The sequence below is a fragment of the Lentzea pudingi genome, from assembly GCF_014646255.1.
GTDB classification, from domain to species: Bacteria; Actinomycetota; Actinomycetes; order Mycobacteriales; family Pseudonocardiaceae; genus Lentzea; species Lentzea pudingi.
In genome coordinates this window covers 961,328-972,441 of record NZ_BMNC01000003.1, presented here as the reverse complement: position 1 = coordinate 972,441, position 11,114 = coordinate 961,328, and the positions used below count along the sequence as shown (strand labels likewise).

Annotated in this window: 13 protein-coding genes; 10 read left to right on the top strand and 3 right to left on the bottom strand. The window is 70.6% G+C overall.

Annotation, left to right across the window (positions count from 1 at the left end; all coding sequences use genetic code 11):
• Positions 1-146 precede the first annotated feature (146 nt).
• The 4 genes from IEY88_RS15415 to IEY88_RS15400 all read left to right on the top strand — a co-directional run bounded on the left by IEY88_RS15415 (position 147) and on the right by IEY88_RS15400 (position 3,285).
• Entirely contained in the window at positions 147-1,181 is a 1,035-nt protein-coding gene (locus tag IEY88_RS15415) for a S66 family peptidase (protein ID WP_189155363.1), read from the top strand.
• 152 nt (positions 1,182-1,333) lie between these two features.
• A complete protein-coding gene (locus IEY88_RS15410; protein ID WP_189155362.1) occupies positions 1,334-1,762 on the top strand; it encodes a hypothetical protein in 429 nt (142 codons plus the stop codon).
• Positions 1,699-2,469 carry an aminoglycoside phosphotransferase family protein gene (locus IEY88_RS15405; protein ID WP_444543328.1) on the top strand — a complete coding sequence of 257 codons (771 nt, stop codon included), beginning with the start codon at positions 1,699-1,701 and terminating at the stop codon, positions 2,467-2,469. The genes IEY88_RS15410 and IEY88_RS15405 overlap by 64 nt, the downstream gene beginning before the upstream one ends.
• Positions 2,470-2,478: 9 nt before the next feature.
• Complete coding sequence (locus IEY88_RS15400) at positions 2,479-3,285, top strand: DUF3097 domain-containing protein (protein WP_189155360.1); 807 nt, start codon at positions 2,479-2,481, stop codon at positions 3,283-3,285.
• Between the two features lie 12 nt (positions 3,286-3,297).
• Here the strand turns inward: IEY88_RS15400 and IEY88_RS15395 are convergent, their stop codons facing one another.
• Entirely contained in the window at positions 3,298-3,714 is a 417-nt protein-coding gene (locus IEY88_RS15395; RefSeq protein ID WP_189155359.1) for a DUF3592 domain-containing protein, read from the bottom strand.
• Between the two features lie 98 nt (positions 3,715-3,812).
• On the opposite strand from IEY88_RS15395, the gene IEY88_RS15390 reads away from it, so the two are divergent.
• From IEY88_RS15390 to IEY88_RS15370, 5 genes are all read left to right on the top strand, one after another.
• Positions 3,813-4,238 (top strand): NfeD family protein, encoded by a 426-nt coding sequence (locus tag IEY88_RS15390; protein ID WP_189155358.1) that lies wholly within the window; start codon positions 3,813-3,815, stop codon positions 4,236-4,238.
• 26 nt (positions 4,239-4,264) lie between these two features.
• The gene (locus IEY88_RS15385) at positions 4,265-5,470 is read left to right on the top strand and encodes an SPFH domain-containing protein (protein WP_373294090.1); all 1,206 of its coding nucleotides are present in this window, start codon (positions 4,265-4,267) and stop codon (positions 5,468-5,470) included.
• A gap of 182 nt (positions 5,471-5,652) precedes the next feature.
• Positions 5,653-6,075 carry a YciI family protein gene (locus IEY88_RS15380; protein WP_189155357.1) on the top strand — a complete coding sequence of 141 codons (423 nt, stop codon included), beginning with the start codon at positions 5,653-5,655 and terminating at the stop codon, positions 6,073-6,075.
• 29 nt (positions 6,076-6,104) lie between these two features.
• Positions 6,105-7,394, top strand: coding sequence for an RNA polymerase sigma factor (locus IEY88_RS15375; protein WP_189155356.1), 1,290 nt, complete (start codon positions 6,105-6,107; stop codon positions 7,392-7,394).
• 69 nt (positions 7,395-7,463) lie between these two features.
• Positions 7,464-8,540, top strand: a complete 1,077-nt coding sequence (locus IEY88_RS15370; protein ID WP_189155355.1) for a hypothetical protein — start codon at positions 7,464-7,466, stop codon at positions 8,538-8,540.
• A gap of 36 nt (positions 8,541-8,576) precedes the next feature.
• On the opposite strand, the gene IEY88_RS15365 is transcribed toward IEY88_RS15370, so the two are convergent.
• A complete protein-coding gene (locus IEY88_RS15365; protein ID WP_189155354.1) occupies positions 8,577-10,001 on the bottom strand; it encodes an amidase in 1,425 nt (474 codons plus the stop codon).
• Between the two features lie 50 nt (positions 10,002-10,051).
• Between IEY88_RS15365 and IEY88_RS15360 the strand changes: the two genes are divergently transcribed.
• Positions 10,052-10,564, top strand: a complete 513-nt coding sequence (locus tag IEY88_RS15360) for a hypothetical protein (RefSeq protein WP_229693404.1) — start codon at positions 10,052-10,054, stop codon at positions 10,562-10,564.
• A 33-nt stretch (positions 10,565-10,597) separates the two neighbouring features.
• On the opposite strand, the gene IEY88_RS15355 is transcribed toward IEY88_RS15360, so the two are convergent.
• A complete protein-coding gene (locus IEY88_RS15355) occupies positions 10,598-11,098 on the bottom strand; it encodes a CGNR zinc finger domain-containing protein (protein WP_189155352.1) in 501 nt (166 codons plus the stop codon).
• Between the last annotated feature and the right edge of the window lie 16 nt (positions 11,099-11,114).

Here is an 11,114-nt window from a genome sequence, read left to right as displayed (position 1 = left end):
CCCGGAGGCCTCACCCATGATCAAGCCGACACACCGTCACCAACGTGTTGGCCAAGTACATCTAGGTCCGCGGATCGGTTGTGATCTCCGCCCGTCATCGGTGAAGACCGCAGGCTTGCCGCCGCTCGTCACTACGCTCGGCACCCATGTCGTTGATCAACCCGCCCAAGCCCCAGCCCGGTGACCGTGTCGCGGTCGTCTCCCCGGCCGCGGGCCTGCCGGGCCTGTTCCCCCTGCCCCACGAACTGGGCCTGCAACGCCTTCGACAGGACTTCGGCCTGATCCCCGTCGAGTACCCGGCCACCCGCACGATGGGCTCGACCGCGCAGGAACGTGCGAAAGACCTGCACGCCGCGTTCGCCGACCCGGACATCAAGGCCGTCATCGCGACGATCGGCGGCGACGACCAGATCACCGTCCTCAAGCACCTCGACACCGAGCTGATCACGGCCAATCCCAAGCCGTTCTTCGGGCACAGCGACAACACCAACCTGCTCACGTGGCTCGCCAACCGCGGCATCACCGGCTTCTACGGCGGCAGCCTCATGGTCCAGTTCGGGCGGTCCGGAGCCATGCACCCCACCACTAAGGACTCGCTGAAGGCCGCGCTGTTCACACCGGGGGAGTACCGGCTGACAGAGTCCACCGCCTACGGCGACAAGGACAGCCCCTGGGACGACCCCGCCACCTTCGACACCGAACCCGTCCTCGAACCCAGCGGCGGCTGGATCTGGCACCAGCCGAACCGCACGGTCAGGGGCAGGTCGTGGGGCGGCAACCTCGAGATCCTGTCGTGGCTGCTGATGGCCGGCACGGAGATCAACGCCCCCGAGCACCACGACGGGCAGGTGCTGTTCTTCGAGACCAGCGAGGAAATGCCGTCCGCGACCGAGGTCTACCGGATCCTGCGCAACATGGGCGAACGCGGCCTGCTGCGGCGGTTCCCCGCCGTGCTCGTCGGCCGCGCGAAGGCCTGGTCCTTCACCGACCGGGACACCGGCCGCGCCACCTACACCAGCGAGCAGCGCGAGGCGGTCCTCAGGGCGTTCGCCGAGTACGCGCCCGAGGCGATGATCGTGTTCGACGTCGACCTCGGCCACACCGACCCGCAGGTCGTCATCCCCGTGGGCGGCACCATCGAGGTCAACGGCCCGGACCGCACGATCACCGTCACCTACTGACGGTGGCGGTCATCGGCGAACTATTCCTTGCCCATTGACATGCTCCAATTGAGACGAGCGGGAGTTTGACGGGCGGATCACCGTGCCCCTATCTTCTGAAGGCGTTCTGACCTGCGTGAACATTCGAATTGTGAATGCGGGAAACGGTTGACATGACCTATTTCGAACGGATCGTCGTCGTGGGCGCGGCCGATCTCGGCGCGTGGGCGGCCGCGTGTCTCGCGCGACGATTCGGGCCCGTCGACCTGATCGGGCCCGGTGCCGAACGGCTCGCTGACGCCGGAGTGCGGCGCTACCCGCACGCCGTCGTGCGCGACTTCGACCTCGACACCCCCGCCGTGATCGTCGACAACGACGGCGGACGGCTGCAGCGGCTGGTGTGCGACCGGCTGCTCATCGCCGGGTGGCCCGTGCCGTTGCTGCCCGCGAACAGGTGGGTCGTCGACGGCAAGGTCGTCGTCACCGGCGACGGGGCGGACCTGCGGCTGCTCTCCACCTGCTTCGACGCCAACGGCCTGTGGCGCCCGGCGCTCGCGGACTACCAGTCCCGCCGCCAATCCGGCGCGAACTCGCTAATCTGAGTCGAGTGATCGATGAGGACGCCAGAGCGCGGCTGACCCGACGTTTCGGCACCGGCGTGTCCGCGTGGATCGACGCACTGCCCGACCTGGTCGCCACCCTCACCGCCCGCTGGGGTCTCACCAACCCCACCCACGTGCCCGGCGGCACCGGCGCCACGTTCCTGTGCACCGGCGGCGTCCTCAAACTCACCCCGGACCACGACATCGCCGTGCACGAGGCGCGCGCACTGGCCGCCTGGGCCGGCACACCCGCCATGGTCGACCTGCTCGACGCCGACCTCACCCGCGGCGCGCTGCTGCTCGAGACCATCGCGCCCGGCACCCCGGCGGCGGACCCGGCGAAGGTCGTCCCGCACCTGCACGAGGCGAACCCCGCCGGCTTCCCGCCCCTCAAAGCCCGCGTCGACTTCCTGTTCGAGACCGTGCTCACCCGCCGCACCGGCACCTACTACGCCACCGAACACCACCGCGCCCGCAAACTCGCCGACGACAACGTCACGCCCGTGCTGCTGCACGGCGACATGCACCCCGGCAACGTCCTGCAAGGCCCGCGCGGACCGGTCGCGATCGACCCGCGTGCCTGCGTCGGCGACCCGGCCGTCGACTGGCTCGACCTCGTGCACGGCGGCTACGACCTGCACGGCGCCGACGTCGACCTCGACCGCGTCCACGAGTGGCTCACCGCCTTCAAACCGTTCTACGGCTAGGGTCTGCGCGTGCGTTCCCACGACTACGGCCGCGACGTCCTGTCCACCCCGAAGCGCAAGAAGGTCCCCGAGATCACGGCCGAACCCGGCCTCGTCGTCGAGGACCCCGCCAGCGGCTTCTGCGGAGCCGTCGTCAAGTTCGAGTACGGCCAGGTCGTCCTGGAGGACCGCCACGGCCGGCAGCGGCTGTTCGCGCTCAACCCCGCCGGGTTCCTCGTCGACGGCAAGCCCGTCACGCTCGTCAAGCCCATGCCGCGCCCGCAGCAGCCGAAGATCACCGCGTCCGGGTCGGTCAAGGTCGAAGGACTGCGCGCACAGACCGCCAAGGCCAGCCGCATCTGGGTCGAGGGCAAGCACGACGCCGAGCTCGTCGAACGCGTCTGGGGCCACGACCTGCGCGTCGAGGGCATCGTCGTCGAACCCCTGCACGGCGTCGACGAACTGCCCCAGCGCATCGCCGAGTTCGGCACCGCCCCGCACCGCCGCCTCGGCGTCCTGGTCGACCACCTCGTCGCGCACTCCAAGGAACAGCGCGTCGTCGACGAGATCCGCGACGACAACGTGCTCGTCACCGGCCACCCCTACGTCGACATCTGGCAGGCCGTGAAACCGGCGGCCGTCAAGATCAAGGCCTGGCCGGTGATCCCGCGCGGGCTCGACTGGAAGACCGGCGTGTGCGAGCGGCTGGGCTGGGGCGAGACCTGGGAGGGCTGGCAGCGCGTCCTCGGGTCGGTGAGCAGCTACCGCGACATCGAGTCCGACCTGCTCGGCGCCGTCGAACGCCTCATCGACTTCGTCACCGTCCCCCAGGACTAGGGATCGCGAGGACTAGGGATCGCGCCGCTGCGGCGCCCAGGCGATGAGGTTCATGACGACCGACCCGAGCGTCAGCGCGCCCAGCATCACGCCCAGCACCCAGAACACCTGGTCGTTGTCGGCCAGTGCCGCGTCCGCCACCCGGCCGTCGACCAAGTCGTAGCGCACCTCGACCCGCGAGCCCTGCTCGTGGGCGGACCCGTTCTCCGACAGCGTCTGCACCTGGTTGGTGCCGTCGGGCAGGGCGTACTCGACGCGCACCGACGCGCTCTTGCCCGACTTGATCCGCTCCTGCACCGTCGCCTCGGCAGTGGCCCAGGAGTGCTGCTCGGTCGCGGTCTGCAACACGATCACCAGGCCCACGGCCGCGCCCACCAGCACCAGCCCGGACACGAACCGGCCCGTCCTCGACTTCACCGTCTTCGCCACGCCCTTCTCATCTGCCGTTGATCGATTTCGTTACGGTCGGGGGCGCAGCACGGTGAATCTTCACGCTGCGTGGCCCCCGTTGGTGTATGCATGGGCTCATGGCCGCGCTGATCTGGCTGATAGTCGGGATACTGCTCGTCGTCGCCGAGGTCCTCTCGGGTGACTTCGTGCTCGTCATGCTCGGCGCCGCCGCGCTGGCCGCGGCCGGGGTGTCCGCCGTGGGCGCCGCCGACCTGGTGAGCGTGCTCGTCTTCGCGGCCACATCGCTGGGCCTGATCGTCACGGCCCGGCCGTTGCTCAAGAAGCGGCTGCAGCTCGGCTCGAACGTCCGGATGCACCACGAGGCGCTGCTGGGCAGCCGGGCCGTCGCGGTGACGAAGGTCGACGAGCACGGCGGGCAGGTCAAGATCGGCGGCGACACCTGGAGCGCGCGCACCCTCGACGGGTCCGTGGTCGACGAAGGCGAAGCCGTCACCGTTGTCGAGATCTCGGGCGCCGTCGCCGTGGTGATAGCCGCGGTCTGAGCGCCCGCAGGAGGGTGTGAACCGAGTTGGACCCGATCACCGCTGTGATCGCCGCCGTCATCGCGATCTTCGTGCTGACCATCGCAGTCAAGTCCGTGCTGGTCATACCGCAGGCGCAGGCCGCCGTCATCGAACGCCTCGGCCGCTACCGCAACACCGCGGCCCCCGGCCTGAACATCATGGTCCCGTTCATCGACAAGGTGCGTGCCCGCATCGACCTGCGCGAGCAGGTCGTGTCGTTCCCGCCGCAGCCGGTGATCACCCAGGACAACCTGACGGTGTCCATCGACACCGTCGTGTACTTCCAGGTCACCGAGCCGCGCTCGGCGGTGTACGAGATCTCCAACTACATCGTCGGTGTCGAGCAGCTCACCATCACGACGCTGCGCAACCTCGTCGGTGGCATGAGCCTGGAGGAGACGCTGACCTCGCGTGACCACATCAACGGTCAGCTGCGCGGCGTGCTGGACGAGGCGACCGGCCGGTGGGGCCTGCGAGTGGCCCGCGTCGAGCTCAAGTCGATCGACCCGCCGCCCTCCATCCAGGACTCGATGGAGAAGCAGATGCGCGCGGACCGCGAGAAGCGCGCCATGATCCTGACCGCCGAGGGCCAGCGGGAGTCGTCCATCAAGACCGCCGAGGGCCAGAAGCAGTCGCAGATCCTCGCCGCGGAGGGCGCCAAGCAGGCGTCGATCCTGTCCGCCGAGGGTGAGCGGCAGTCGCAGATCCTGCGGGCGCAGGGTGAACGGGCGGCCCGCTACCTGCAGGCACAGGGCCAGGCCAAGGCCATCGAGAAGGTCTTCGGCGCGATCAAGGACGGCAAGCCGACGCCGGAGGTGCTGGCCTACCAGTACCTGCAGACGCTGCCGCAGATGGCGCAGGGCGACGCGAACAAGGTCTGGATGATCCCGACCGACTACGGCAAGGCCCTCGAGGGGTTCGCCAAGATGCTCGGCGCGCCCGGCGAGGACGGCGTGTTCCGCTACGAGGCACCGGTCGACACCACGCAGCGGCCCAAGCCCGAGGACGACGACGAGTCGGTCGCCGCCTGGTTCGACCTCAAGTCCGACCCCAAGGTCGCCGAGGCCGTCGCCGCCGCGGAGGCCGTCGCGCGTCAGGAGGTGCCCAGCCCGCTGAGCACTCCGCCGCGCCCCGTGACCGGTGCCTCCCCGGTGCCGGCGCTCGAGGCGGAGCAGCCCCGGTCGCTGCACCAGCCCGACGACCAGTTCTGACCGCACGACACGACGAAGCGGCCCATCCCGATCACCGGGGTGGGCCGCTTCGTCGTCTCACCAGCGGAAACAGAAAGTTCGAAGAAAATCCGGATCACGTGTCGATCGAAGACCCAGCTTGTTCGACCTGAGCGTGAAAGGGTCCACAACGGACCCGCACGAACCATCTGGGAGCAACCGACATGAAGTTCATGCTGATCTGGCGCGTGACCTCCGACGAGGCCTGGGGCAACCTCGGCGAGATCGACTTCGACCAGATGCTCGAGACCGTCGGCAAGTTCAACGAGGAGCTCATCGAGGCCGGCGTCCTGGTCGCCGCCGAGGGCCTCGCCCCCGCGGAGGAGGGTGTGGTCGTCGACTTCTCCTCCGAACCGCCCGTCGTCACCGACGGCCCGTACGGGGAGACCAAGGAGCTGTTCAACGGCTTCTACCTGATCAACGTCCCCACCATCGAGGACGCGATCGGGTGGGCCAAGCGCACGCCGATGACCGCGGCCGGGTTCAAGACCGAGATCCGCCGCGTCCCCACGATCGACGAGTTCCCGCAGGACAACGAGTGGATCAAGAAGGAACGGGCCTGGCGCGAGTCCACCGGCCAGCTCTGACCCCGTCCGGCTGATCTATTTTGGGGCCCATGGACGACCCCACGGGACGCAAGGCCGTAGCAGCGGTGTGGCGCATCGACTCCGCGAGGATCATCGGTGCGCTCACCCGCTACACCGGCGACTTCGCACTCGCCGAGGACCTGGCGCAGGAGGCACTGGCCGAGGCGCTGGTCACCTGGCCGCGCGAGGGCGTCCCGAACAACCCGGCGGGCTGGCTGCTCACCGTCGGCCGGCGCCGCGCGATCGACGCGTTCCGCCGCCGCAGCGCCCGCGACGAGAAGTACGCCGCCATGGCCCACCACCTGCCCGAGGGAGGCGCGTTGACCGGCGCCGACCCCGGACCCGCCCCCGACGACGTGCTGTGGGACCCCGACCAGATCGACGACGACACCCTCGCGCTGATGTTCACCTCCTGCCACCCGGTGCTCTCGCGTGAGGCCGGGGTCGCGTTGACGTTGCGCGTGATCGGCGGTCTGACCAGCGACGAGATCGCGCGGGCGTTCCTGGTGCCCACCGCGACGGTGCAGGCGCGCATCACGCGGGCGAAGAAGACCCTCGGCGCGGCCGGGGTGCCGTTCGAGGTGCCGCCGGTGGCCGAACGGCCCGCGCGGCTGGCCCAGGTCCTCAGCGTCGTCTACCTGATCTTCACCGAGGGCTCGTCCGCGAGCTCCGGCGACGAGGTCATCCGCTTCGACCTGGCCGGGGAGGCGCAGCGGCTCGCGAGGATCCTGTCGCGGCTGATGCCCGAGGAACCCGAGGTCCACAGCCTGCTGGCGCTGCTGGAGCTGACCGCCGCGCGTTTCCCGGCCCGGCGTGGCCCGGACGGGGAGACGGTGCTGCTGGAGGAGCAGGACCGGCGCCGCTGGGACCGGTCCGCGATCGCCCGGGGCCGTGCCGCCCTCGCGAAGGCCACCGGCGCGGGCCGCGGGTACGGCTACTACGGGCTGCAGGCCGCGATCGCCGAGTGCCACGCGGTGGCGTCGTCGGTGGGGGAGACGAACTGGGGCCGCATCGTCGCCCTCTACGACGGCCTCGGGCGGCTGGCTCCGTCGCCGGTCGTGGACCTCAACCGCGCCGTGGCCGTGTCGATGGCGCAGGGCCCCGAGGCCGCGCTGCCGATCGTCGACGCGCTGGCGTCCGCGGACACGTTCAAGGACTCGCACCAGCTACCGGGCGTGCGCGGAGAGTTGCTGCGCCGCCTGGGCCGGTTCGGTGAGGCCCGCACCGAGCTTGAGCAGGCGATTCGATTGTGCGGCAATGAACGTGAGCGGGAAGTCCTGACGAGGAAGCTGGCCGAGCTGTCGCCATCTGACCACTGAGGGTGAACCTTAAATCCGATAGGGCGACATCCGTAGCACTCGACCGGGTGACGCGGGAATGATGTTGTGATGGACTCGCTGCCCGCCGCCGTGGCCTCCGCGCTCGTCGAGGCCGACAGCGAGACCGCCGACTGGCCCGCCCGCTGGCAGGCGCTCACCGCCGTGTCGGTCGAACTGCAGTCGCTGCTCGTCACCGACCCCGGGCCGCGGCTGGTCGCGCTGATCGAACAGATCGTCACCCAGCTCGCGGACGGCGTCGCGGGCAGCCGCCGCCATCGCGTCGAGCTCGCCGAACTGGCCCACCGCGTGCTGGGCACCCACGCCCGCGCGTGCGCCGAGACCGCCCCCGACCCGTTGCGCCTGGCCGACTGGCTGCTCGACCTGCAGCTGCGCCACCCCGACGCGCCCGACGTCAGCCTCTCGGCCTACACCGGCGCGCTCGACGACGACGGTCTCGCGCGCTACCGGGAGCGGGCGGTGGCGTTGTTCGAGCCGCTGCCGGTGATCGGGTTCGGCGAGACCGGCCGCTACGACCGCGCCCGCTGGGCGTTGCTGCGCGTCATGGAGGAGCTCGCCGAGTACACCGACGACGTCGACCTGCAGCTGCTCGTGCTGTCCAAGGACCTGTCCTCGGGCTGGCACTACCTGCAGGTCGCGACCGTGCTGCGCGACAACGGCCGGTCCGACGAGGCGCTGGAGTGGGTCGAGCGCGGGCTGCGGGCCGTGGGCGGGCGGGGCGCGGCGCTGCGGCTGATCGACCTCGCGGTGGAGGAGCACCTGCGACGGGGCAGCCCGCAGCGCGCGGTGCGGGTGTGCCGGGAGGCGTTCCTCACGCGGCCCAACCTCGACGTCTACCTCAAGGTCCGGGCACTGGTCGTGCACACCGACGACTGGCCGCCGTTGCGCGCGGAACTGGTGCGGCACCTCGTGACCGACGGCTCCCGGCTCGCGATCGAGGTGTACCGGCGGATCGTGGAGGTCGAGCTCGCGCGCCGGGGGATCGAGGAGCAGGAGCTGCTCGTGGAATGGCTCGCGCAACTACGCGGTCTGCAGCCCGACGCGTTCGCCGACTACCTGGACCACATCAAGACGCGGCACGTCGCGGACCGCGAACTGCTCGACGAGTTGACCCGGCGCGGATTCTGACCGTTTCCGGTTCGGATAGTCCGTTCTCGTAATATCCTAGTTCGTATGATCGAGGCCGGTGGGGATCCGGTCCGCCCACGGCCGAGCGCGCTCGAGCTGGGCGGACACCGACAGCAGCGTGCACTCGTCGTGCTGGCGGCCCACGAGCTGCACCGCCAGCGGCAGACCGGTCGACGTGCGGCCGGCGGGAACCGAGGCGGCGGGGTTGCCGACGATGTTCCACAGCGGCAGGAACGTCGTGTAGTGCGACGCCGCGAGCAGCGCCGTCACGACGTTGCGGCCGTCCCACTCGCCCACGCGGATCGGCGGGCGGGTCAGTGCCGGGGTCAGCAGCACGTCGATCGAGGCGAACACCCGGTTCGCGTACGCGGTGAGCGCCGCGTCGTCCTTGGCCGCCCACCGCGCCGTCGCCCGCGGGACGCGCCGGCCCAGCTCACCGACCGCGCGCGTGCGCGGCTCGACCAGGTCCGGCAGCTCCATGCCCTGCCGTGCCAGGTGGGCGTTGTGCAGGTAGCGGGCCGCGAACTGGGTGGAGGCGGTGACGTCGCGCATCGGCGGGTCCAGGCGCACCACGTCGTGGCCGAGGTCGGTGAGCAGCGCGGCGGTGTCCTGCACGACGTCGCGGACCTCGTCGGCGAGCGCGATGCCCGGACCCCACGGCCGCAGCGACACCCCGATCCGCAGCCGGCCCGGATCCGTGCGCGCGGCCTGGGTGAAGCTCGTGCGCGGCGGGTGGGCGACGTGCGCGTCACCGGGGGCGGCGCCGTGGATCTGGTCGGCGACCAGCGCCCAGTCCGCCACCGTGCGCGTGAGCGGTCCCGCCACGACGAGACCTCCCAACATCTGCGGCTCGGGCGCCAGGGAGATCCGGCCGCGCTGGGGCTTGAGCCCGAACAGGCCTGTCACGGCGGAGGGGATGCGGATCGACCCGGCGCCATCGGTGCCGATCGCGGCCGCCGCGAGTCCCGCCGCCACCGCCGCGGCCGAACCACCGCTGGACCCGCCCGGCGAGTGCGTGAGCGACCACGGGTTGCGCGTCGGCCCGGCCCAGGAGCTCTCGGTGAACGGCCACAGGCCCAGTTCCGGCATGCGGGTGCGGCCGATGATCACCGCCCCGGCCTCGCGCAGCCGCGTGACGATCGCGGCGTCCGCCGGCTGCGGGGTGCGCGCGGCGTTGGTGCCCTTGGTGGTGGGCAGGCCCGCGAGCGCGATGTCCTCCTTGACCGCGATCGGCACCCCCAGCAGCGGCAGGTCCTCGCCCGCGGCCCTGCGCTCGTCGGCCCTCGCGGCCTCGGTGAGGGCCTGTTCGGCGAAGACCAGCCGGAACGCGTTGAGCCTCTGGTCGATCCGCTCGATGCGGTGCAGGTGCTCGGCGACCAGGTCGTGCGCGGTCACCTCACCGGACCGCACGGCGTGCGCCTGCCTCGCGACCCCGGCGAAACACAGCTCCGTCAGCTCCATGAACCGACCCTAAGCGCCCGCAGCTGATCTACGGAATGGGAGTTCCCCGCATGAGAGTCCTCGCGATGGCCGCCGCCACCCTGCTCGCCCTGAGCACCCTGGTGTCACCGGCCCATGCCGCCGCCGCGCCGATCTACCGCTACGAGATCATCAACCGCGCCAACAGCTGGCTCACGGCGAACAACGGCACCCGCGTGCCCTACTCGCAGAGCCTCAAGTGGACCGACGGCTACCGCCAGGACTGCTCCGGCTACGCCTCGATGGCCGCGAAGCTCGACAAGGTCCCGGACGCGCCCAACACCGTGGCTCTCAACACCTCGACCTGGACGTTCTCGATCTCCATGTCCGAGCTCAAGCGCGGTGACCTGGTCATCGACGCCCTCGGTGACGGCGACAACCGCCACGTCGTGATCTTCGACCGCTGGACCGACTCGGCCAAGACCCGCTACTTCGCCTACGAGCAGCGCGGCGACTGGGGCACCGACTACCGCTCCCGCACCTACGGCCTGGAGCCCTACTCCGACTACAAGCCGCGCCGCCTGCACAACGTCATCGACAAGTGACCCCGGGCGCGGTGCCCGGACCGGGCACCGCGCTCACGCCGTCTGGCGGTGGCGGTGGTTCGCGACGGCGACGCGGTTGGCGCACTTGGTGGAGCAGAACCGCCTGCGGCCGTTGCGGCTGGTGTCGACGAACACCGTCTCGCAGCCGTCACGGTCGCACGAGCCGATGCGCCCGGCGTCCTCGCAGAACAACGCCGCCATGCCCGCCGCCGTGTACGCCTTCACGCGCACGTCGGTCGGCGCGTCCTCACGGGCGTAGTGCAGGTGCGGGGCGCGGCCGTCGTGCGTGGAGATGTAGTGCGTGGTCGAGGACTGGGCCAGCAGGTCGTTGAGCAGCTCGACCGTGGGTGCGCGGAAGGCCTGGCGCAGCCGTTCGACCCAGTCTCGTACGTCACGTTCCTGCCGTGCGTCCAGCGACCCCAGGGGCTTGTAGTCCGACGCTTTCAGCACGTCGAGCAGGTCTGCGGCGGGGTCGGCGTTGACCAGGGTCGCGGCGAGTTCGGCGGCCGCCCCGCCGTAAGGGTTGAAATGCACTAGACCATGACATCAG

What these genes read in the sequence shown, in the direction of transcription:
- IEY88_RS15415 (WP_189155363.1), top strand. Translation starts at nt 147, where the DNA reads ATGTCGTTGATCAACCCGCCCAAGCCCCAGCCCGGTGACCGTGTCGCG.
- IEY88_RS15410 (WP_189155362.1), top strand. Translation starts at nt 1,334, where the DNA reads ATGACCTATTTCGAACGGATCGTCGTCGTGGGCGCGGCCGATCTCGGC.
- IEY88_RS15390 (WP_189155358.1), top strand. Translation starts at nt 3,813, where the DNA reads ATGGCCGCGCTGATCTGGCTGATAGTCGGGATACTGCTCGTCGTCGCC.
- IEY88_RS15380 (WP_189155357.1), top strand. Translation starts at nt 5,653, where the DNA reads ATGAAGTTCATGCTGATCTGGCGCGTGACCTCCGACGAGGCCTGGGGC.
- IEY88_RS15375 (WP_189155356.1), top strand. Translation starts at nt 6,105, where the DNA reads ATGGACGACCCCACGGGACGCAAGGCCGTAGCAGCGGTGTGGCGCATC.
- IEY88_RS15370 (WP_189155355.1), top strand. Translation starts at nt 7,464, where the DNA reads ATGGACTCGCTGCCCGCCGCCGTGGCCTCCGCGCTCGTCGAGGCCGAC.
- IEY88_RS15365 (WP_189155354.1), bottom strand. Translation starts at nt 10,001, where the DNA reads ATGGAGCTGACGGAGCTGTGTTTCGCCGGGGTCGCGAGGCAGGCGCAC.
- IEY88_RS15360 (WP_229693404.1), top strand. Translation starts at nt 10,052, where the DNA reads ATGAGAGTCCTCGCGATGGCCGCCGCCACCCTGCTCGCCCTGAGCACC.